The sequence below is a fragment of the Pseudomonas sp. Tav-5-1A genome (assembly GCF_055755055.1).
On record NZ_CM146901.1, the window covers coordinates 4902830 to 4924638 of the forward strand.

Here is a 21809-nt window from a genome sequence, read left to right on the forward strand (position 1 = left end):
CTTGACACCGCGTCGCCTGCATCGCGACCAAGGTCGGCTCCTACGCCGTTCGTGGTAGGAGCCGGCCTTGGCCGCGATACAGGCGACGCGATCGACGGGGCAGCTGCTACGGGTACTGCTAACCGAAAAATAAAAACAAGATTTGAGGTGTTGCATGTCCGAGTCAATCCACGCGCGCATCCCTGCTGCGCCACCACGACAGCCCCTGCCGTTGCTGCAACTGATTCTGGTGGGTTTGCAACATGTTTTGCTGATGTATGGAGGCGCCATCGCGGTGCCGCTGATCATCGGACAGGCCGCCGGCCTTTCCCGTGAGGAAATCGCCTTCCTGATCAACGCCGACCTGCTGGTGGCCGGCGTGGCCACCGTGGTGCAGTCACTGGGCATCGGTGCCCTGGGCATCCGCATGCCGGTGATGATGGGCGCCAGCTTCGCCGCGGTCGGCAGCATGGTGGCCATGGCCGGCATGCAGGGCGTGGGCTTGCCGGGCATCTTCGGCGCGACCATCGCCGCCGGCTTCTTCGGCATGATCATTGCGCCGTTCATGTCGAAGATCGTGCGGTTCTTCCCGCCGCTGGTCACCGGCACCGTCATCACCTCCATCGGCCTGTCGCTGTTCCCGGTGGCGGTGAACTGGGCCGGTGGTGGCGCCAAGGCGGTGCAGTTCGGCTCGCCCATCTACCTGATCGTCGCCGGGCTGGTGCTGGCCACCATCCTGCTGATCCATCGCTTCATGAGCGGCTTCTGGGTCAACATCGCCGTGCTTATCGGCATGCTGCTGGGCTACCTCATCTCGGGCCTGATCGGCATGGTCGACCTCTCGGGCCTGGCCACCGCGCCCTGGCTGCAAGTGGTCACGCCGCTGCACTTCGGCATGCCCACCTTCAGCCTGGCGCCGGTGCTGTCCATGTGCCTGGTGGTGGTGATCATCTTCGTCGAGTCCACCGGCATGTTCCTGGCCCTGGGCAAGATCACCGACCGCGAGGTCACCCCCGGCATGCTGCGTCGTGGCTTGCTGTGCGACGCCGCCGCCTCGTTCGCGGCCGGTTTCTTCAATACCTTCACCCACTCCTCGTTCGCCCAGAACATCGGCCTGGTGCAGATGACCGGCGTGCGCTGCCGTTCGGTGACGGTGGTGGCCGGCGGCTTCCTCATCGCCCTCAGCCTGCTGCCCAAGGCGGCGTTCCTGGTGGCTTCCATTCCGCCTGCGGTGCTGGGCGGTGCGGCCATTGCCATGTTCGGCATGGTGGCGGCCACCGGCATCAAGATCCTCCAGGAAGCCGACATCGGTGACCGTCGCAACCAGTTGCTGGTGGCGGTGAGCATCGGCATGGGGCTGATCCCGGTGGTGCGCCCGGAATTCTTCTCCCAGCTGCCGGACTGGATGGGCCCCATCACCCACAGCGGCATCGCCATGGCGACGTTGAGCGCGGTGCTGCTCAACCTGCTGTTCAACGTGCTCGGTGGTGCCGAGCGAGAAGCCCTGTCCAGAGCGGTGCATCAGCATTGACCATGGGGGGCGCCGGTCGAAAAGCTGACCGAGTGCCCCACTTTTGCTGGGCCTGCTCTGTAACGGAGCACTTGAGCCGCGCCGCGTGAGTCAGTAATCTGCGCGCCCGCGTAAAACCGGGGGGATTTTTTCCCCGATAAAGCTGACCTCTTGTACCAGACTGGGCCCCCTGCCCTGCCGCGTCGCCGTTTGCAGCCAATCGAACCACTTTCGACTGCTATTCACCGCAGCCGACGGGATTTCTTTGGCTGTGCGTCGGCCTTGGCAAGGCTCTTGCTAACTCAGTTGCGCCGCAGAGGAAGTTGACCGGTTGGACGACTTTTAACGCAACCAAAAAGGCGCCGCCACAGAGCGCCACCTTAGAAAAACAGACTGAAATCAAACCTGGGAGCTAACCAATGAAACGTACTCTTTCGAGCCTGATGGTGGCCGGTGGCATGCTGGCCGGTGGCCAGGCCATGGCCGACGACGGCGGCTGGCTGCAATGGCAGAGCAACAGCCTGACCTACCTGTATGGCCAGGATTTCAAAGTGAATCCGGGCATCCAGCAAACCGTCACGTTCGAACACGCCGACGCCTGGAAGTACGGCGACAACTTCCTGTTCGTGGACAACACCTGGTACAACGGCAAGAAAGACTCGGGCAACGGCAACTTCGGCACCTACGGCGAGTTCAGCCCGCGCCTGTCCCTGGGCAAGATCTTCGACCAGAAGTTCGCCTTCGGCCCGGTCTCCGACGTGCTGCTGGCGTTCACCTACGAGTTCGGCGAGGGTGACGTGGAGTCGTACCTGATCGGCCCGGGCTTTGACCTGAACATCCCTGGCTTCGACTACTTCCAGCTGAACTTCTACAACCGTATCCCGGATGGCGGCCGCGCCGGCAACAACATCTGGCAGATCACCCCGGTCTGGTCCTACACCATTCCAGTGGGCAGCTCCGACATCCTCATCGACGGCTACATGGACTGGGTGGTCAGCGGCGACCACAACAAGGAAGGCGACTACCACGCCAACCTGCACTTCAACCCGCAGGTCAAGTACGACCTGGGCAAGGCCCTGCACTGGCAGCCCAAGCAGGTGTACGTCGGTTTCGAGTATGACTACTGGAAAGACAAGTACGGCATCGAAAGCAGCCACGCCTTCGACACCAACCAGAACACCGCCAGCCTGCTGCTGAAAGTGTTCTTCTAAGCGACACCGGTGCCGGGGCGGTCAGCCGAACGACCGCCCCAGGCGCACCAGCCCTTCGTCTATCTGCTCAAGCGACGGCGCGGCGAACGACAAGCGCAGGCTGCTGGCATCAGCGCCCTCGGCAAAGAACGCACTGCCCGGCACGAACATCACCCGCTGCTCGATAGCCCGCTGCAACAACTGCGTGGCATCCACCCCACTGCGGCAGCGCCCCCAGATGAACATCCCGCCCTGTGGCGGCGACACCTCCAATACGTCCTGCAGGCCTTCGAGCCCTGCGAGCATGCGCGCGCATTTGTCCCCGTAGCCCTGGGCCAGCCCCGGCAGTGCCCGTTCCAGCGCGCCATCGGCCAGGTACAGCGCGGCGATCTGCTGCGCCCACGGCGCGGTGCACAGGTCCACGGTCTGCTTGGCGATCACGCAGCGCTGGCGGATGGGCGCGGGCGCGATCAGCCAGCCGATGCGCAGGCCCGGCGCCACCACCTTGGACAGGCTGGACAAATGCACCACCCGGCCGGCGGCGCCGTCCACCTGGGCCGCCAGCGCCAGCAGCGACGGCACGGCTTCGCCGGCAAAGCGCAGGGCGCCGTAGGGGTCGTCCTCGATGATCAGGAAATCGTGCTCGGCGGCCAGCTGCAGCAACGCCAGGCGCCGTTCAAGCGGCAGGCAGGCGCCGGTGGGGTTGGCGAAGGTCGGCACGCAGTACAACAGGCGGATGCTGCCCTTGGGCTGGGTCGCTAACTGCTCGGCGAGGCGCGCGGTGTCCAGGCCCTGGGCGTCGGTGACGGCGCTGTGCACCTCAAGGCCCGCCAGGCGGAACGCCTGCAGCGCCGCAGGATAGGTGGGGCGCTCCACCAGCACCCGCTCGCCGGGGCTGAGCAGCACCTTGATCAGCAGGTCCAGGCCTTGTTGCGAGCCTGTGGTCACCATCAGCTCATCCACTGCCACGGGCGCCCCGCGCCTCCCCATCAGCGCCGCCAGTTGCTCGCGCAGCAGCGGCAGGCCGTCGGTGGCGGCGTATTGCAGGCAGTCCACGGGGCTGTCGCGCAGGGCGCGCTCGGCGGCCGCGGCCAGGTTGGGTTGGTCGAAAAACGAGGTGGCCGGGTAGCCGCCGGCGAACGAGATCATGCCGGGCAGCGACAGGTACTTGAACAGCTCGCGAATCGCCGAACCGGTGGGCACCTGGAAGGCGGGGGCAAAGCGGTAGGTAAGGTCGGTCACGGGGCAAGGGCTCGGTCAGGGCGGATGGCCCAGTATCGAACCCTGCCGCTCAGGGCCGCAAACGAGGAATCGGCGGGATGTCATTCCCCATGGTCATGAAACGCAGCCCCTGTAGCCGCTGCCGCAGGCGGCGCTGGCCCTCATTCACATTGGAAATCTCCAGCGTACGCCAGGGCCTGCGCAGCCTGGCGGCAGCGGCTACAGGTTAACCGCGTACCGCTTTCCAGATTTTGCCGGCGACGCTGACCACACCCAACACCAGCGCACCCGCCACCACACCCAGCCCACCATTGAGCAAGGCCATGGTCACGCTGCCACCCACGCCTTCCACCCAGTGGTGCAACGGCGCAATGCCATGCACCAGAATCCCCCCGCCCACCAGGAACATCGCCGCCGTGCCCACTACCGACAGCGTCTTCATCATGTACGGCGCCGCACGCAAAATGCCGCCGCCCACCGCGCGGGTCACACCGCCCTGGCGCTGGGTCATCCACAGCCCCAGGTCGTCCAGCTTGACGATGGCCCCCACCAGCCCGTACACCCCCACCGTCATGACGAAGGCGATGCCGCTCATCACGATCACCTGCTGGCTCAGCGGCGCGTCGGCGACGATGCCCAGGGTGATGGCGATGATTTCCGCCGAAAGGATGAAGTCGGTGCGCACCGCGCCCTGGATCTTCTCTTGCTCGTAAGCCACCAGGTCAACGGCCGGGTCGGCCGCTGCCGCGCTCAGCGCCGCGTGTTCGGCTTGGTCCTCACCCTTGCCATGCAGCAGCGGATGGGCGACTTTCTCGAAGCCCTCGAAGCACAGGTACGCGCCGCCCACCATCAACAGCGGGGTCACCGCCCACGGCGCGAAGGCGCTGATGGCCAAAGCCGCCGGCACCAGGATGACCTTGTTGCGCAGCGAGCCCTTGGCCACCGCCCACACCACCGGCAGCTCGCGCTCGGCGCGCACGCCGGTGACCTGTTGGGCGTTCAGTGCCAGGTCATCGCCGAGCACGCCGGTGGTCTTCTTGGCGGCGACCTTGGTCATCACCGACACGTCGTCGAGCACCGCGGCGATATCGTCCAGCAACACCAGCAGACTGCTTCCTGCCATAAGAATCATTCCCATGTTTCATGTTCGTTGGCCGCGAGCATACCTTGTCGCCCGCCTACTGCCCACCGCCCTGCCAGCCGCCGCCCAGGCTCTGGATCAACGCCACGCTGCCCTGCCCCAGCTGGCCCTGGGTGTCGCGCAGGGTCTGCTCGGCCTGCAGCAGCACCAACTGCTGGGTCAGCACGTTCTGCCGGCTGACGGTGCCGGCCTGCTGCTGGGCCTGCTGGCTGCCGAACAGCTGCTGGTTGCGCTGGAAGATCTGCTGGTAGGCGTCGGCCTGCTGTTGCAGGTGGTTGAGCGCCGAGAGGTTGTCTTCCACGTTCTGCAGCGCCGTCAGCACCGCGCCGCGGTAGTTGGCGGCGTCCTGGTCGTAGCTGGCCTGGGCCTCGTTGACCGCCGCACGGCGGGCGCCGCCGTCGAAGACCGTCTCGGCCAGCGCCGGGCCCAGCAGCCACACCCGGTTGGGCAGAGAGAACAGCCCGCCCAGGGCGCTGCCGCGGTAGCCGCCTTCGGCGCTTAGCGTAAGGTTGGGGTAGAAGGCCGCCTCGGCCACGCCAATGCGCGCGTTGGCGGCGGCCGCCGTGCGCTCGGCCGAAACCACGTCGGGGCGCCGTTGCAGCAGGGTCGACGGCAGCGTCAGTGGCGGTCGCAGCACACCGAATGAATAGTCGCTCAGCGGCGCCAGGCTGAACTGCGCCGGCGCCTGCCCCACCAACACCGCCAGCGCGTGTTCATACTGCTCCCGCGAGCGCTGGGACGTCTGCAACGCGGCCACCACCGTGGTCAGCTGGTCCTGGGCCACCAGCAGCTGGTCGTTGGTGGCGGTGCCTTGGACGAACTCGGCCTGGGTCATGTCCTGCAACTGCTGGTCGATGCGCTGTTGCTGCTGCAGCAGGCGGACGTCGATGTCCAGCTGGCGCACGGCAAAATAGTCGGTGGCCACGCTGGCGGCGATGGACAGCCGCACCCCGGCCAGCAGCGCGTCGGAGGATTGCGCCAGGGCGTTGCTCGACTCGATGCCGCGGCGCACCTCGCCCCACAGGTCCGGGGTCCAGCTGGCGGTCAGGGTGGCGCTGACCGACTGCACCACGCCGGTGCTGGCGGTGGTCGTGCCCGTGGTGGTACTGCCGGTGGAACCGCTGCCGCCCACGCCCCGCGTCCCGGACAAGCCCACGCCCACCGTCGGCCACAGGCTGGCGCGGCTGGCCGCCACCTGGGCGTCGGCCAGGCGGTAGGCGGCCTCGGCGGCGATGATCGACTGGTTGGCAGCCGCCGCCTGGTCTATCAGCTTATTGAGCAGCGGGTCGCGGTAGTCCAGCCACCACTGGCTGTGCAGCGCCCCCTGGGGGTTGGCCGCCGCCCGCTCGAACGCCGCGCCTTCCTTGAAGCCCTGGGGCAACGGCTGCTGCGGGCGCTGGTAGTCGGGCCCGACCATGCAGCCGGCCAGGAGCGCCACCAACGCCGTGACAATGAGCATGCGCATTCAAGTCTCCTTGCCGTGCCGGCGCACGCGCGCCGAGGCCCGGTCGAGCCACAGGTAGATGACGGGCGTGGTGTACAGCGTCAGCACCTGGCTGAACAGCAGCCCGCCGATGATCGAGATGCCCAGCGGCCGCCGCAGCTCGGAGCCGTAGCCATGGCCCAGCACCAGCGGCAAGGCGCCGAGAATGGCCGCCAGGGTGGTCATCATGATCGGCCGGAAGCGGATCAGGCACGCCCGGCGGATGGCCTCGCGGGCGTCCAGCCCCTGGGCGCGGCGCTCGCTGAGGGCGAAGTCGATCATCATGATGGCGTTCTTCTTGACGATGCCGATCAGCAGGATCACCCCCACCAGGGCGATGATCGACAGCTCGGTGCCGGTCACCAGCAGCGCGATCAGCGCGCCCACCCCGGCCGACGGCAGCGTGGAGAGGATGGTCAGCGGGTGCACCAGGTTTTCATAGAGTACGCCCAGCACGATGTACACCGACAGTAGCGCGGCGGCGATCAGCAGCGGCTCGCTGGCCACCGAGGCCTGGAATACCTGGGCGGTGCCGGCGAACTGGCCGGTGACGCTGGCGGGCATGCGCAGCTGGGCCACGGCGTTGTCCACCAGCACCGTGGCCTGGCCGATGGAAGTGCCCGGCGCCAGGTTGAACGACACGGTCACCGCCGGGAACGTGCCCTGGTGGCTGATGGAGATGGCGGTGCGGTCGATGCTGTAGTCGGCCATGGCTGCCAGCGGCACCAGCGCCGAACTGGCGATGCTCGGCGCCGCGCCGCCGCGGGCGGTGGAGGCCACCGCGCCCACCGGCACGTAGATGCCCTTCAGAGCCATGGGGTCGCGCCAGTACGGCGGCGCGATCTCCATGACCACGTGGTACTGGTTGGCCGCGCGGTAGATGGTCGACACCTGGCGCTGGCCGAACGCGTCGTACAGCGTCTGGTCCACCGCCGACAGGCTCACGCCCAGGCGCGCGGCGCTGTCGCGGTTGACGTGCAGGTTGGCCAGCAGGCTGTTGTCCTGCTGGTCGGTGTTGAGGTCGGTGAGCTGCGCCAGCGGCCGCAGCACGTCCAGCACCTTGGGCACCCACAGGTCCAGGTCGGCCTGGTCATCGGCGGTCAGCGTGTACTGGTACTGCGCGCCGCTCTGGCGGCCGCCCACGGTGATGTCCTGGGCCGATTGCAGGTACAGGCGCGTGCCGGGCATGTCGCCCAGGGCGTGGCGGATCTGCCCGATCACCGCGTCGGCGCCCACGCTGCGCTGGCCCAGCGGCTTGAGGGTGATGAACAGCTGCGCGCTGTTGATGGCGCCGCTGCCGCCGCCACTGCCGCCCACGAAGCCACCGACGTTTTCCACGTTGGGGTTGCTCATCACCGTGCGGTTGATGCGCTCGAAGCTCTGCTGCATGGCCGCGTAGGACACGCTCTGCGCCGCCAGTATCGAGCCCTGCAGGCGCCCGGTGTCTTCCTGGGGGAAGAAGCCCTTGGGGATCAGCACGTAGAGCACCGCCGCCAGCGCCACCACCATCAGCGTCACCAGCCCGGCCAGCAGCGAATGGTCGATGACCCAGCCCAGGGTGCGGTCGTAGAAGCGATGGAAACGCGAGTCCGGGTGCTCGCCCGCCTGCTCGCCGCCCGCGTGCTGCGGGCGCAGCAGCACGCTGCACAGGCTGGGGGTAACGGTGAGCGAGACCAGCATGGAAATCACGATGGCCACCGACAGGGTCACGGAGAACTCGCGGAACAGCCGCCCGACAATGCCGCCCATCAGCAGCAGCGGGATGAACACCGCCACCAGCGACACGCTGATGGTCAGCACCGTGAAGCCCACCTCGCGCGCGCCCTCCAGCGCCGCCTGCACGCGGTCGGCGCCCTGCTCCAGGTGGCGCATGATGTTCTCCACCACGACGATGGCGTCGTCGACCACGAAGCCGGTGGAAATGGTCAGCGCCATCAGCGACAGGTTGTTGAGGCTGTAGCCCAGGAAATACATGGCGCCGAAGGTGCCCAGCAGCGACAGCGGCACGGCGATGGCCGGCACCAGGGTGCTGCGCCAGTCGCGGAAGAAACAGAAGGTCACCAGGGTCACCAACAGCACCGAAATCAGCAGGCTGACCTCCACGTCGTGCAGCGACGAGCGGATGGTGGTGGTGCGGTCCATGAACAGGTTGAGTTTGATGCCGTTGGTCAGCGAGGCCTGCAGGAACGGCAGCGCGGCCTTCACCGCGTCCACCGTATTGAGCACGTTGGCGCCCGGCTGCTTGAACACCACCAGCAGCACCGCCGGCTTGCCGTTGGACAGGCCGAAGTTGCGCAGGTCCTCGACGTCCTCGCGGACGTAGCCCAGGTCGGCGATGTGCACCACGTCGCCGTTGCTCTGCTTGACGATCAGCGGCGCGTAGTCGCCGGCCTGGTAGAGCATGTCGTTGGCGGCCAGGGTGTAGTTGCCGCCGCTGCTGCTGATGGTGCCCTTGGGCAGGTTGGTGTTGGCGTCGGCGATCACCCCGCGCACCTGCTCAAGGCTCACCCCATAGTGGTTGAGGCGGTCGGGGTTGAGCTCGATGCGCACCGCCGGCAGCGCGCCGCCGCCGACGATCACGTCGCCCACCCCCGAGGTCTGCAGCAGGCGCTGTTGCAGCACCGTGGAGGCCACGTCGTACATCTGCCCCGGGGTGGCGGTGGCCGAGGTCATGCTGATGATCAGGATCGGCGAATCGGCCGGGTTGACCTTGCGGTAGGTGGGGTTGCCCGACAGGTCGCTGGGCAGGTTGGTACGTGCGGCGTTGATGGCCGCCTGCACGTCGCGGGCGGCGCCGTCGATGTCGCGGTTGAGGTCGAACTGCAGGTTGATGCGGGTGGCGCCCAGGGTGCTCGACGAGGTCATCTGGGTGATGCCCGATATCTGCCCGAACTGGCGCTCCAGCGGCGTCGCCACCGAGGTGGCGACGGTGCTGGGGTCGGCGCCGGGCAGGCTGGCGCGCACGCTGATGGTGGGGAAATCCACCTCGGGCAGCGGCGCCACCGGCAGCAGGTTGAACGCCAGGATGCCGAACAGCGCCAGCCCCAGCGCCAGTAGCGTGGTGGCGATGGGGCGTTGGATGAACGGCGCCGAGAGGTTCATGACGCGGGCGCTTCAGCGCTCGCCTGGCCACCGCCCAGGCGCTGCTCCAGGCCGTTCATGGCAAGGAAGATCACCGGCGTCGAGAACAGCGTCAGCAGCTGGCTCAGCAGCAGCCCGCCGATGATGGCGATGCCCAGCGGATGGCGCAGCTCCGAGCCGATGCCGGTGCCCAGGGCCAGCGGCACGGCACCGAACAGCGAGGCCATGCTGGTCATCAGGATGGGCCGAAAGCGCAGTTGCGCCGCCTGGCGGATCGCCGCGGTGGGGTCCAGGCCCTCGTTGCGCTGCAGCTCCAGGGCGAAGTCGACCATCATGATGCCGTTCTTCATGACGATGCCGATCAGCAGCACGATGCCGATCAAGCCGATGATGTCGAACTGCGTGCCGGTCAGCCACAGCGCCAGCAAGGCGCCCAGGGCCGCCGACAGCAGCGTGGAGAGGATGGTCACCGGGTGCACGAAGCTCTCGTAGAGGATGCCCAGCATCAGGTACACCACCACGATGGCCGCCAGCACCAGGAACAGCTGGTTGCCCAGGGACGACTGGAAGGTGGCCGCGGCGCCTTCGAGCTGCGCCTGCACGGTGATCGGCAGGCCCAGGTCATGCTCGATCTGCCCCAGCCGCGTGACCGCCGCGCCCAGGGTCTGCCCCGGGGCCAGGTTGAACGAGACGTCGGCGTAGGGGAACTGGCCCTGGCGGTTGAGGGTGATGGGCGCGCGTATCACCTGCTGGCTGGCCATGCTCGACAGCGGCGCCACGCCGCCGCTGGCGGTGTCCACGTACAGGCCGGTGAGCAGGTCGGCGAGGTTGCCGGGCTGGCGGTCGCTGGCCAGCACCACGTGGTACTGGTTGAGCTGGGTGTAGATGGTCGACACCTGGCGCTGGCCGAAGGCGTCGTACAGCACGTCGTCGATGGCCTGGGGCGTCACGCCCAGGCGCGAGGCGGTGGCACGGTCGAAGGTCAGCTGGATCTGGTTGCCGAACTGCAGGGCCTGGCTCTGCACGTCGGCGAACATCGGGTCCTTGCGCATGGCCGCCATCAGCCTGTTGGTCCACTGCTCCAGCGCCTGGGTGTCGATGGCCTGCAGCCCGAGGCGGTAGCTGGTGGTGGAGACGGTGGAGTCCAGGGTCAGGTCCTGCACCCCGTGCAGGTACAGGCGGATGCCCGACTCGTCGCTGTTGGCGTCGGCCAGGCGGCGGATCACCACCGCGCTGCTGTCACGCTCGCCGCGCGGCTTGAGGTTGATCAGCAGGTTGCCCTGGTTCAGCGTCGGGTTGGTCTGGTCGATGCCCACGAAGGACGACAGGCTGGCCACCGCCGGGTCCTTGAGGATGCGCGCGGCCAGGCGCTGCTGCTCGTCCTGCATGCGCGCGAAGGACACGCTGGGCGCGGCCTGGGAAATGCCCTGGATCAGGCCGGTGTCCTGGTCGGGGAAGAAGCCCTTGGGAATCACCAGGATCAGCCACACCGTCAGCAGCGCGGTGATGACGATGGACACCAGCGTCAGTGCCTGGTGCAGCAGCACCCAGTCCAGGCCTTTCACGTAGTAGTGGTTGATGCGGTCGAAGAAGTCCTCGCGGCGCTCGCCCTGGCGCGCCTTGAGCAGGCGTGCGCACAGCATGGGCGTGAGGGTCAGGGTGATCAGCGCGGAAATCACGATCGTCACCGCCACCGTGGTGGCGAACTCGCGGAACAGCCGCCCCACCACGTCGCCCATGAACAGCAGCGGGATCATCACCGCGATCAGCGCCACCGACAGCGAGATGATGGTGAAGCCGATCTGCGCCGAGCCCTTGAGCGCGGCCTGCAGGGGCGTCTCGCCGTCCTCGATGTAGCGGGTGATGTTCTCGATCATGACGATGGCGTCGTCGACCACGAAGCCGATGGCGATGGTCAGCGCCATCAACGTCAGGTTGTTCAGGGAAAAGCCCAGGGCGTAGGCCACGGCCAGGGTGCCGATCAGGGTCAGCGGCACGGTGAGCGCCGGGATCAGCGTGGCGGCCAGGTCGCGCAGGAAGACAAAGATAACGATCACCACCAGCAGGATCGCCACCCCCAACTCCAGCTGCACGTCGGTGACCGAGGCGCGGATGGTCTGGGTGCGGTCGGTGAGCACGGCCACCTTGAGGGTGCCCGGCAGGCTCGCGCGCAAGGCCGGCAGCAGGCGCTGCACGCGGTCCACCACCTGGATGACGTTGGCGCCGGGCTGGCGCTGGATGTTCAGCACGATGGATGGCGTGGCGTTGGTCCAGGCGGCCTGGCGCGGGTTCTCCGGGCCCTGGATGGACGCGGCGATCTGCGCCAGGCGAATCGGCGCGCCGTTCTTGTAGGCGATGATCAGGTCGCGGTACTGCTCGGCCGACTGCAACTGGTCGTTGGCGCCGATGGAATAGGCCTGGAATTTGCCGTCGATGTTGCCCTTGGCCTGGTTGACGTTGGCGGTGCCCAGGGCCGTGCGCACATCATCCAGCGACAGCCCCAGCGCGTTCAGCGCCGAGGTGTTGGCCTGCACCCGCACGGCGGGGCGCTGGCCACCGCTGAGGGTCACCAGGCCGACACCGGTGATCTGCGAGATTTTCTGCGCCAGGCGGGTGTCGGCCAGGTCCTGGATTTTGGTCAGCGGCAGCACGTCGGAGGTCAGCGACAGGGTCAGCACCGGCGCGTCGGCCGGGTTGACCTTGCTGTACACCGGCGGGTACGGCAGGTTGGCCGGCAGGAAGGTGCCGGCGGCGTTGATGGCCGCCTGCACCTCCTGCTCGGCCACGTCCAGGGACAGCGCCAGGTCGAACTGCAGGGTGATCACCGAGGCGCCGTCGGAGCTGGTGGAGTTCATCGACTTGAGCCCGGGCATCTCGCCGAACTGGCGCTCCAGCGGCGCGGTGATCGACGAGCTGATCACCTCGGGGCTGGCGCCGGGGTACTGGGTGAACGCCTGGATGGTGGGGTAGTCGACCTCGGGCAGCGCCGACACCGACAGCAGGTGGTAGCCCAGCAGGCCCACCAGCAGCACCGCGACCATGATCAGCGCGGTGGCCACCGGCCGCTCGATGAACGGCCGCGAGACATTCATGGCGTGGCGACCTTGACCGACGAACCGTTGTCCAGCTTGTCGGCGCCCTCGGTCACCACCTGCTCGCCAGGCTTCACGCCCTGGTCGAGGATGGCGGTGACATCACCGGTGGCCGGGCCCAGCTTGACCACCCGCAGCGCCGCCTTGTCGCCGTTGACCACGAACACGAAATCGCCCTGGCTGCCGTGCTGGATGGCCTGGGTCGGTACCACGGCGATCTGCGCCAGGCGGTCGGCCTGTAGCCGGGCGTTGACGAACTGGTTGGGAAACAGGTGGCTGGCCGGGTCGCTGAACTGTGCCTTGACCTTCACCGTGCCGGTGCTGGTGTCCACCTGGTTGTCCAGCGCCAGCAGGTTGCCGGTGGCCAGCAGGTCGTGCTTGTTGCGGTCATAGGCCAGCACCGTCACCGGGCCCTTGGCCATGGCCTGGTCGATGGCGCCCAGGTCGTCCTCAGGCACGGCGAACACCACGGTGGCGGGCTGCAGTTGGGTGATCACGGCGATGCCGGTGCTGGTCTGCGGGTTCACGTAGTTGCCGGGGTCCACCAGGCGCAAGCCGACCACGCCGTCCACCGGTGAATAAAGGGTGCAATAGCTGACCTGCACTTCCAGGTTCTGCACGCTGCCCTGGTCGGCGGCCACGGTGCCCTGCTGTTGCTGCACCAGCGAGCGCTGGGTGTCGAGGGTCTGCTGGCTGACCGAGCCCACCTTGATCAGCTGGCCGAAACGCACCAGGTCGCGCTGGTCGTTGGCCAGCAACGCCTGGTCGTGCAGCAGCACGCCGCGGGCCTGGGCCAGCTGCGCTTTCAACGCACGGTCGTCGATGCGCGCCACCACCTGGCCTTTTTTCACGTGCTGGCCTTCCTGGAACGGCACCTCGGTGAGCACGCCGGCCACCTGGGTGACCACGGTGACGGTGCGGGTGGGGGTCACCGTGCCCAGGGCGTCGATGTACACCGGCACGTCCTGCTGTTTCACCGGCACCACGGCCACCGGCTCGGCCGCAGGCGGCGGCTTGGGCTTGGCCCGGCCGGCCAGCAGGTGGTAGGCCAGCCAGCAGGCCAGCAGCACCAGCACGATGCCGGCAAAAATGACCAGACCACGACGACGCTTGGGCACGGGCGAACACCTCGGGTGTCACGGGCCAGTGATAATGGCCACTAGCCTGTCTTCCTGAAAAATTCTAGCAGCGGCCCCCAACGCCACTGCCCCAACCCGCCCTCCATTCAGGTAGCCGACAGGCCGCCCGTCGCCCGCCCCAAGTTGAGCCCCGCGCGAGCACGGTGCTACCATGCCGCACCGCCCAGCAGGCAAGGAATCATCGGCTTTATGACCACCATTCGCGAGCGCAACAAAGAACTGATCCTGCGCTCGGCCAGCGAAGAATTTGCCGACAAGGGCTTCGCCGCCACCAAGACCAGCGACATCGCGGCCAAGGCCGGGCTGCCCAAGCCCAACGTCTATTACTACTTCAAGTCCAAGGAAAACCTGTACCGCGAGGTGCTGGAAAGCATTATCGAGCCGATCCTGGCGGCTTCGACGCCGTTCAACCCCGAAGGCGACCCGTTCGAGGTGCTCAGCGGCTACATCCGTTCCAAGATCCGCATCTCCCGCGACCTGCCGGCGGCGTCCAAGGTGTTCGCCAGCGAGATCATGCACGGCGCCCCGCACCTGAGCCCCGACCAGGTGGAACAGCTGAACCTGCAGGCCAAGCACAACATTGACTGCATCCAGACCTGGATCGACCGCGGGCAGATCGCCCACGTGGATGCGCACCACCTGATGTTCAGCATCTGGGCGGCGACCCAGACCTACGCCGATTTCGACTGGCAGATCGCCGTGGTCACCGGCAAGGCGCGGTTGGACGAAAGCGATTACGAGGCGGCGGCGCAAACGATCATTCGCATGGTGCTGAAGGGCTGCACGCCCGACGCATAAAGGCCCTGTGGGAGCTGGCTTGCCAGCGAGCTTTTGGCGCCCGGAAAACTCGCTGGCAAGCCAGCTCCCACAAATTTATGCGCTCACACCCGCATCAGCGCTCCAGCCCAACGCCTCGATCGCGCTGATCGCACAGCGCTCGTCCACATCCGACACATCCCCGCTGATTCCCACCGCGCCAATCACCACGCCCTGCTGATCACGAATCAGCACCCCACCCGGCGCCGGCACCACGCCGCCCTGCCCCAGCCCGTTCAACGCCGCGAAAAACGCCGGGCGTGCCTGCGCGTCCGTCGCCAGCAGGCGCGAGCCCTTGCCCAGGGCGATGGCGCCCCACGCCTTGCCAATAGCCACGTGGGGCCGCAGCAGGCTGGCACCGTCCTGGCGTTGCAGGCTCACCAGGTGCCCGCCGCTGTCCAGCACCGCCACGGTGAGCGGCGCAGCCTTGATGTCGCGCCCCGTGGCCAGGGCGTGTTCGGCGAGACGATTGGCAGCAGCCAAGGTAATGGCAGTCATCGGCAGATCCTCTTGAATGAAAAATCGACACGACAAATAGAGCACAAATACAAAATTTATTGTATACAATATCGCAAATATTCCCGACCAATGGCCTGCAAACGCCATCCCTCGGCAAAAGCGAAAAGGGTTTGACCTGAAGCCGGTGCCGTGAATAAACTCGGCCAACAAGCCACTTGTATACAATTACAAAACACAAAGAGGCACAAAACCATGAGCAAAATGAGAGCAATCGATGCAGCCGTTCTGGTGATGCGCCGCGAAGGTGTGGAAACCGCCTTCGGCATTCCCGGTGCCGCCATCAACCCGCTGTACTCGGCCCTCAAGAAGGTCGGCGGCATCGACCACGTGCTGGCCCGCCACGTCGAAGGCGCCTCGCACATGGCCGAGGGCTACACCCGCACCAAGGCCGGCAACATCGGCGTGTGCATCGGCACCTCGGGCCCGGCGGGCACCGACATGGTCACCGGCCTGTACAGCGCCTCGGCCGACTCCATTCCCATCCTGTGCATCACCGGCCAGGCGCCCCGCGCCCGCCTGCACAAGGAAGACTTCCAGGCCGTGGACATCACCAGCATCGTCAAGCCGGTGACCAAGTGGGCCACCACCGTGCTGGAACCGGGCCAGGTGCCCTACGCCTTCCAGAAAGCCTTCTATGAAATGCGCTCCGGCCGCCCTGGCCCGGTGCTGATCGACCTGCCGTTCGACGTGCAGATGGCCGAGATCGAGTTCGACATCGACGCCTACGAGCCGCTGCCCGTGACCCGCCCCACCGCCAGCCGCACCCAGGTGGAAAAGGCCCTGGCCATGCTCGACCAGGCCGAACGCCCGCTGCTGGTGAGCGGTGGCGGCGTGATCAACGCCGACGCCAGCGCCAAGCTGGTGGAGTTCGCCGAGCTGACCGGCATCCCGGTCATCCCCACCCTGATGGGCTGGGGCACCATCCCTGACGACCACCCGCAGATGGTCGGCATGGTCGGCCTGCAGACCTCGCACCGCTACGGCAACGCCACCCTGCTCAAGTCCGACGTGGTGCTGGGCATCGGCAACCGCTGGGCCAACCGCCACACCGGCTCGGTGGACGTGTACACCGAAGGCCGCCGCTTCATTCACGTGGACATCGAGCCCACGCAGATCGGCCGCGTGTTCACCCCAGACCTGGGCATCGTCTCCGACGCAGGCGCAGCCTTGGACCGCTTCCTGGAAGTGGCCCGCGAGTGGAAAGCCGCTGGCAAGTTGAAAGACCGCAGCGCCTGGCTCGCCGACTGCCAGCAGCGCAAGGCCAGCCTGCAGCGCAAGACTCACTTCGACAACGTGCCGGTCAAGCCCCAGCGCGTGTACGAGGAAATGAACCAGGTGTTCGGCAAGGACACCTGCTACGTCAGCACCATCGGCCTGTCGCAGATCGCCGGCGCGCAGTTCCTCCACGTGTACAAGCCACGCCACTGGATCAACTGCGGCCAGGCAGGCCCGCTGGGCTGGACCATTCCCGCAGCCCTGGGCGTGGTCAAGGCCGACCCGAGCCGCAAGGTGGTGGCGCTGTCGGGTGACTACGACTTCCAGTTCATGATCGAAGAGCTGGCCGTGGGCGCGCAGTTCCACCTGCCGTACATCCACGTGGTGGTGAACAACTCCTACCTGGGGCTGATCCGCCAGGCCCAGCGCGGTTTCGACATGGACTACTGCGTGCAGCTGGCGTTCGAGAACATCAACGCCCCGGAAATCAACGGCTACGGCGTCGACCACGTGGCGGTCGCCGAAGGCCTGGGCTGCAAGGCCCTGCGCGTGTTCGAACCGGCACAGATCCAGCCGGCGCTGCGCAAGGCCCAGGCGCTGATCGAGGAGTTCAAGGTGCCGGTGGTGGTGGAAATCATCCTGGAACGGGTGACCAACATTTCCATGGGCACCGAGATCAACGCCGTCAACGAATTCGAAGACCTGGCGCTGGTCGGCAACGACGCCCCTACCGCCATCTCGCTGCTCGACTGATTTTTCAAGGAGGCTTTCATGCCGCGTTTTGCCGCCAACCTGTCGATGCTGTTCACCGAACAGGACTTCCTCGCCCGCTTCAAGGCCGCTGCCGATGCCGGCTTCAGTGGCGTGGAATACCTGTTCCCGTACGACTTCAACTCCGCCGAGATCAAGGCGCAACTGCAGGCCCACGGCCTGACCCAGGTGCTATTCAACCTGCCGGCCGGTGACTGGGCCAAGGGCGAGCGTGGCATTGCCTGCCACCCTGACCGCGTCGAGGAATTCCGTGCCGGCGTGGACCTGGCCATCGCCTACGCCCAGGTGCTGGGCAACACCCAGATCAACTGCCTGGCCGGCATCCGCCCCCAGGGCGTGGACTGCGCCACGGTGAAGGCCACCTTCGTCGCCAACCTGCAGTACGCCGCCGACAAGCTGCAGGCCGCGGGCATTCGCCTGGTGATGGAGATGATCAACACCCTCGACATTCCTGGCTTCTACCTGACCACCACCGACCAGGCGCTGGCGATCCAGGCCGAGGTGGGCAGCGCCAACCTGTTCCTGCAGTACGACATCTACCACATGCAAATCATGGAAGGTGACCTGGCGCGCACGCTGCAAGCGCACCTGCCGCGCATCAACCACGTGCAACTGGCCGACAACCCCGGCCGCCACGAACCGGGCACCGGCGAGATCAACTACCGCTTCCTGTTCGAGCACCTGGACAAGATCGGCTACCAGGGCTGGGTGGGCTGCGAGTACAAGCCGCTGACCACCACCGAGGCTGGCCTGCATTGGCTCAAAACGCATAACGCCGTCTGACACCTGTGGGAGCTGGCTTGCCAGCGAGCTTTTCAGAGGCCCCAGAAGCTCGCTGGCAAGCCAGCTCCCACAGTGCCGCATTCACAAAAATAATTAAGAGGCTTCATACCATGGCAAAAATCGGATTCATCGGCACCGGCATCATGGGCCTGCCCATGGCGCAGAACCTGCAACAAGCAGGTCACCAACTGTTCCTCTCCACCCACCACGACGCCGCCCCCACCGACCTTGTCGCCGCCGGCGCCGTGGCCTTGGCCAACCCGCGCGACGTGGCCCAGGAAGCGGAATTCATCATCGTCATGGTGCCCGACACCCCGCAGGTGGAAGACGTGCTGTTCCGCGAGCAGGGCATCGCCGAGGGCCTGAGCCGCAACAAGATCGTCATCGACATGAGCTCCATCTCGCCCACCGCCACCAAGGCCTTCGCCGCCAAGGTCAACGCCCGTGGCGCGCAGTACCTGGACGCACCGGTGTCCGGTGGTGAAGTAGGCGCCAAGGCCGCCACCCTGAGCATCATGGTCGGCGGCGACCAGGACGCCTTCGACCGCGCCCTGCCGCTGTTCCAGAGCATGGGCAAGAACATCACCCGCGTCGGCGGCAACGGCGACGGCCAGACCGCCAAGGTGGCCAACCAGATCATCGTCGCCCTGAACATCCAGGCCGTGGCCGAAGCACTGCTGTTCGCGGCGAAGAACGGCGCCGACCCGGCCAAGGTGCGTGAAGCGCTGATGGGCGGCTTCGCCTCGTCGAAGATCCTCGAAGTGCACGGCGAGCGCATGATCAAGGGCACCTTCGACCCCGGCTTCCGCATCAGCCTGCACCAGAAAGACCTCAACCTGGCCCTGCAAGGCGCCCGCGAGCTGGGCGTGAACCTGCCCAACACCGCCAACGCGCAACAGGTGTTCAGCACCTGCGCGGCCCTGGGCGGCAGCAACTGGGACCACTCGGCGCTGATCAAGGGCCTGGAACACATGGCCAACTTCAGCATCCGCGACAACTGATACATCGCAGGACCTGTGGGAGCTGGCTTGCCAGCGAGCTTTTCGGGGGCGCAAAAAGCTCGCTGGCAAGCCAGCTCCCACACCTCACTCCAAAAACAAGAATTCTTCCGGGAGCCTGCCATGTCAGTCGATCCGCAATCCTTCCTGCGCGAGCTGTTCGCCACGGCCATCGCCGCAGCCCACCCAAGCCAGGTGCTGGAACCCTTCCTGCCCGCCGACCGCAGCGGCCGGGTGATCGTCATCGGCGCCGGCAAGGCCGCAGCCGCCATGGCCGAAGTGGTCGAGCGCTGCTGGCAGGGCGAGGTCAGCGGGCTGGTAGTCACCCGCTACGGCCACGGCGCCAGCTGCCGGAAAATCGAGGTGGTGGAAGCCGCCCACCCGGTGCCCGACGCCGCCGGCCTGGCCGTGGCCCAGCGCGTGCTGCAACTGGTCAGCAACCTCACTGAAAGCGACCGGGTGATCTTCCTGCTCTCGGGCGGCGGCTCGGCGCTGCTGGCCCTGCCCGCCGCCGGCATCACCCTGGCCGACAAGCAGGCCATCAACAAGGCGCTGCTCAAATCCGGCGCCACCATTGGCGAGATGAACTGCGTGCGCAAGCACCTCTCGGCCATCAAGGGCGGCCGCCTGGCCAAGGCCTGCTGGCCGGCCACCGTGCACACCTACGCGATTTCCGACGTACCCGGCGACCTGGCCACGGTCATCGCCTCCGGCCCCACTGTGGCCGACCCCAGCACCTCGGCCCAGGCGCTGGCGATCCTGGCGCGCTACCACATCGAGGTGCCAGCGGCCGTGCGCGACTGGCTGCACAACCCTGAATCGGAGACCGTCAAGGCCGACGACCCGTGCCTGGCGCGCAGCCACTTCCAGCTGATCGCCACGCCGCAGCAGTCGTTGCAGGCCGCCGCAGTAAAAGCGCGCGCCGCCGGCTTCAGCCCGCTGATCCTCGGCGACCTGGAAGGCGAGTCGCGCGAAGTGGCCAAGGTGCACGCAGGCATTGCCCGGCAGATCGCCATTCACGGCCAGCCGCTGGCGGCGCCGTGCGTGATTCTCTCCGGTGGCGAGACCACGGTCACCGTGCGCGGCAACGGCCGCGGCGGGCGCAACGCCGAATTCCTCCTCAGCCTCACCGAGAGCCTCAAGGGCCAGCCCGGCATCTACGCCCTGGCCGGCGACACCGACGGCATCGACGGCTCCGAGGACAACGCCGGGGCGGTCATGACCCCCTGCAGCTACCGCCGCGCCGCGCAGCTGGGCCTGAGCGCCAGCGCCGAGCTGGACAACAACAACGGCTATGGCTACTTCCAGGCGCTGGGCGACCTGGTGGTCACCGAACCCACGCGCACCAACGTCAACGACTTCCGCGCCATCCTGATTCTGGAGGCCACCGCGCCATGACCGCCTACAAGAACACCAAGATTCTCGCCACCCTGGGCCCTGCCACCCGCAGCCAGGAAGACATCCGCCAACTGGCGCTGGCCGGGGTCAACCTGTTCCGCCTCAACTTCAGCCACGGCGAGCACGGCGACCACGCCCAGCGCCTGGAATGGATTCGCGACGTGGAAGCGCAGTTGAACACGCCGCTGGGCGTGCTCATGGACCTGCAAGGGCCGAAGCTGCGCGTCGGCCGTTTCGCCGACGGCAAGGTGCTGCTGCACCGCGGCCAGGCGTTCCGTCTGGACCTCGACACCAGCCCCGGCGACGCGCGCCGGGTGAACCTGCCGCACCCCGAGATCATCGCCGCCCTGGAGCCGGGCATGGACCTGCTGCTGGACGACGGCAAGCTGCGCCTGCAGGTGACCGCCAAGCATGCCGACGCCATCGACACCCAGGTGATTGCCGGCGGCGAGCTGTCGGACCGCAAGGGCGTCAACGTGCCCCAGGCGGTGCTGGAGCTCAGCCCGCTGACCGCCAAGGACCGCCGCGACCTGAGCTTCGGCCTGGAGCTGGGCGTGGACTGGGTGGCGCTGTCATTCGTGCAGCGCCCCGAGGACATCCTCGAGGCCCGCGAGCTGATCGGCGGCCGCGCGCGGCTGATGGCCAAGGTCGAGAAGCCCTCGGCGCTGGTGCACCTGGAAGAGATCGCGCGGCTCAGCGACGCGATCATGGTGGCCCGTGGCGATTTGGGCGTGGAAGTGCCGGCCGAGACCGTGCCGCAGATCCAGAAGCGCATCATTGCCGTGTGCCGCGCCCTGGGCCGGCCGGTGGTGGTGGCCACGCAGATGCTCGAATCCATGCGCTTCGCCCCCGCGCCCACCCGCGCCGAGGTCACCGACGTGGCCAACGCCGTGGCCGAGGGCGCCGACGCGGTGATGCTGTCGGCCGAGACCGCCTCGGGCGACTACCCGCTGGAAGCCGTGCAGATGATGAGCAAGATCATCCGCCAGGTGGAAAGCGGCCCCGACTACCAGGCACAACTGGACGTCAGCCGGCCCCAGGCCGAGGCCACCGTGTCGGACGCCATCAGCTGCGCCATCCGCCGTATCAGCGGCATCCTGCCGGTGGCCGTGCTGGTCAACTACAGCGAATCCGGTGCCTCGACCCTGCGCGCCGCCCGCGAACGGCCGCGGGTGCCGATCCTCAACCTCACGCCCAACCTGGCCACGGCCCGGCAGTTGAGCGTGGCCTGGGGCGTGCGTTCGGTGGTCAATGACCGCCTGCGGCAGGTGGAGGAAGTCTGCTCCACGGCGCTGGAAATCGCCCAGGCGCAAGGGCTGGCCAGCCGTGGCGACACCCTGGTGATCACCGCCGGCGTGCCGTTCGGCAAGCCGGGCAGCACCAATTCGCTGCGTATCGAAACGCTGGTCTAGAAACCGAGGCTGTGGGAGCTGGCTTGCCAGCGAGTTTTTGGTGGTACCGAAAAGCTCGCTG

Annotated in this window: 15 protein-coding genes; 8 read left to right on the forward strand and 7 right to left on the reverse strand. The window is 67.1% G+C overall.

Translation table 11 applies throughout. The features are described 5' to 3' along the window. Positions 1 to 154 precede the first annotated feature (154 nt). Positions 155 to 1510, forward strand: a complete 1356-nt coding sequence (locus AC0J42_RS22390; protein ID WP_473003888.1) for a nucleobase:cation symporter-2 family protein — start codon at positions 155 to 157, stop codon at positions 1508 to 1510. A gap of 398 nt (positions 1511 to 1908) precedes the next feature. Continuing rightward, complete coding sequence (locus tag AC0J42_RS22395) at positions 1909 to 2700, forward strand: outer membrane protein OmpK (protein ID WP_416425939.1); 792 nt, start codon at positions 1909 to 1911, stop codon at positions 2698 to 2700. A 21-nt stretch (positions 2701 to 2721) separates the two neighbouring features. Here AC0J42_RS22395 and AC0J42_RS22400 read toward each other — a convergent pair whose 3' ends face one another. The 6 genes from AC0J42_RS22400 to AC0J42_RS22425 all read right to left on the reverse strand — a co-directional run bounded on the left by AC0J42_RS22400 (position 2722) and on the right by AC0J42_RS22425 (position 13815). Further along, entirely contained in the window at positions 2722 to 3921 is a 1200-nt protein-coding gene (locus AC0J42_RS22400; RefSeq protein ID WP_473003890.1) for an aminotransferase-like domain-containing protein, read from the reverse strand. A gap of 205 nt (positions 3922 to 4126) precedes the next feature. Further along, positions 4127 to 5023 carry a DUF808 domain-containing protein gene (locus tag AC0J42_RS22405; protein WP_473003893.1) on the reverse strand — a complete coding sequence of 299 codons (897 nt, stop codon included), beginning with the start codon at positions 5021 to 5023 and terminating at the stop codon, positions 4127 to 4129. 55 nt (positions 5024 to 5078) lie between these two features. After that, on the reverse strand, positions 5079 to 6506 hold the full coding sequence (locus tag AC0J42_RS22410) for an efflux transporter outer membrane subunit (RefSeq protein ID WP_473003894.1): 1428 nt from the start codon (positions 6504 to 6506) through the stop codon (positions 5079 to 5081). After that, the gene (locus AC0J42_RS22415; protein WP_473003896.1) at positions 6507 to 9626 is read right to left on the reverse strand and encodes an efflux RND transporter permease subunit; all 3120 of its coding nucleotides are present in this window, start codon (positions 9624 to 9626) and stop codon (positions 6507 to 6509) included. Beyond that, positions 9623 to 12697 carry an efflux RND transporter permease subunit gene (locus tag AC0J42_RS22420; protein WP_473003898.1) on the reverse strand — a complete coding sequence of 1025 codons (3075 nt, stop codon included), beginning with the start codon at positions 12695 to 12697 and terminating at the stop codon, positions 9623 to 9625. The genes AC0J42_RS22415 and AC0J42_RS22420 overlap by 4 nt, the downstream gene beginning before the upstream one ends. Then, complete coding sequence (locus AC0J42_RS22425; protein WP_473003900.1) at positions 12694 to 13815, reverse strand: efflux RND transporter periplasmic adaptor subunit; 1122 nt, start codon at positions 13813 to 13815, stop codon at positions 12694 to 12696. Before AC0J42_RS22425 ends, AC0J42_RS22420 begins: the two co-directional genes overlap by 4 nt. A 210-nt stretch (positions 13816 to 14025) precedes the next feature. Between AC0J42_RS22425 and AC0J42_RS22430 the strand changes: the two genes are divergently transcribed. Then, a complete protein-coding gene (locus tag AC0J42_RS22430; protein ID WP_473003902.1) occupies positions 14026 to 14634 on the forward strand; it encodes a TetR/AcrR family transcriptional regulator in 609 nt (202 codons plus the stop codon). A 75-nt stretch (positions 14635 to 14709) separates the two neighbouring features. On the opposite strand, the gene AC0J42_RS22435 is transcribed toward AC0J42_RS22430, so the two are convergent. Then, on the reverse strand, positions 14710 to 15150 hold the full coding sequence (locus AC0J42_RS22435) for a GlcG/HbpS family heme-binding protein (RefSeq protein WP_416425953.1): 441 nt from the start codon (positions 15148 to 15150) through the stop codon (positions 14710 to 14712). A gap of 213 nt (positions 15151 to 15363) precedes the next feature. Between AC0J42_RS22435 and gcl the strand changes: the two genes are divergently transcribed. The 5 genes from gcl (at position 15364) to pyk (ending at position 21748) form a co-directional block, all read left to right on the forward strand. After that, on the forward strand, positions 15364 to 17139 hold the full coding sequence (gene gcl, locus AC0J42_RS22440) for a glyoxylate carboligase (protein WP_416425954.1): 1776 nt from the start codon (positions 15364 to 15366) through the stop codon (positions 17137 to 17139). Positions 17140 to 17157: 18 nt separating this feature from the next. After that, positions 17158 to 17940 carry a hydroxypyruvate isomerase gene (gene hyi / locus AC0J42_RS22445; protein ID WP_416425956.1) on the forward strand — a complete coding sequence of 261 codons (783 nt, stop codon included), beginning with the start codon at positions 17158 to 17160 and terminating at the stop codon, positions 17938 to 17940. A 110-nt stretch (positions 17941 to 18050) separates the two neighbouring features. Beyond that, complete coding sequence (locus AC0J42_RS22450; RefSeq protein ID WP_473003904.1) at positions 18051 to 18941, forward strand: 2-hydroxy-3-oxopropionate reductase; 891 nt, start codon at positions 18051 to 18053, stop codon at positions 18939 to 18941. A gap of 120 nt (positions 18942 to 19061) precedes the next feature. Further along, on the forward strand, positions 19062 to 20336 hold the full coding sequence (locus AC0J42_RS22455) for a glycerate kinase type-2 family protein (protein ID WP_473003906.1): 1275 nt from the start codon (positions 19062 to 19064) through the stop codon (positions 20334 to 20336). Beyond that, on the forward strand, positions 20333 to 21748 hold the full coding sequence (pyk, locus tag AC0J42_RS22460) for a pyruvate kinase (RefSeq protein WP_473003908.1): 1416 nt from the start codon (positions 20333 to 20335) through the stop codon (positions 21746 to 21748). The genes AC0J42_RS22455 and pyk overlap by 4 nt, the downstream gene beginning before the upstream one ends. Positions 21749 to 21809 lie beyond the last annotated feature (61 nt).

Excerpts from the sequence above, each read along its gene's own strand:
- AC0J42_RS22390 (WP_473003888.1), top strand. The coding sequence starts at position 155 with ATGTCCGAGTCAATCCACGCGCGCATCCCTGCTGCGCCACCACGACAG.
- AC0J42_RS22395 (WP_416425939.1), top strand. The coding sequence starts at position 1,909 with ATGAAACGTACTCTTTCGAGCCTGATGGTGGCCGGTGGCATGCTGGCC.
- AC0J42_RS22405 (WP_473003893.1), bottom strand. The coding sequence starts at position 5,023 with ATGGCAGGAAGCAGTCTGCTGGTGTTGCTGGACGATATCGCCGCGGTG.
- AC0J42_RS22410 (WP_473003894.1), bottom strand. The coding sequence starts at position 6,506 with ATGCGCATGCTCATTGTCACGGCGTTGGTGGCGCTCCTGGCCGGCTGC.
- AC0J42_RS22415 (WP_473003896.1), bottom strand. The coding sequence starts at position 9,626 with ATGAACCTCTCGGCGCCGTTCATCCAACGCCCCATCGCCACCACGCTA.
- AC0J42_RS22420 (WP_473003898.1), bottom strand. The coding sequence starts at position 12,697 with ATGAATGTCTCGCGGCCGTTCATCGAGCGGCCGGTGGCCACCGCGCTG.
- AC0J42_RS22430 (WP_473003902.1), top strand. The coding sequence starts at position 14,026 with ATGACCACCATTCGCGAGCGCAACAAAGAACTGATCCTGCGCTCGGCC.
- AC0J42_RS22435 (WP_416425953.1), bottom strand. The coding sequence starts at position 15,150 with ATGACTGCCATTACCTTGGCTGCTGCCAATCGTCTCGCCGAACACGCC.
- gcl (WP_416425954.1), top strand. The coding sequence starts at position 15,364 with ATGAGCAAAATGAGAGCAATCGATGCAGCCGTTCTGGTGATGCGCCGC.
- hyi (WP_416425956.1), top strand. The coding sequence starts at position 17,158 with ATGCCGCGTTTTGCCGCCAACCTGTCGATGCTGTTCACCGAACAGGAC.
- AC0J42_RS22450 (WP_473003904.1), top strand. The coding sequence starts at position 18,051 with ATGGCAAAAATCGGATTCATCGGCACCGGCATCATGGGCCTGCCCATG.
- AC0J42_RS22455 (WP_473003906.1), top strand. The coding sequence starts at position 19,062 with ATGTCAGTCGATCCGCAATCCTTCCTGCGCGAGCTGTTCGCCACGGCC.
- pyk (WP_473003908.1), top strand. The coding sequence starts at position 20,333 with ATGACCGCCTACAAGAACACCAAGATTCTCGCCACCCTGGGCCCTGCC.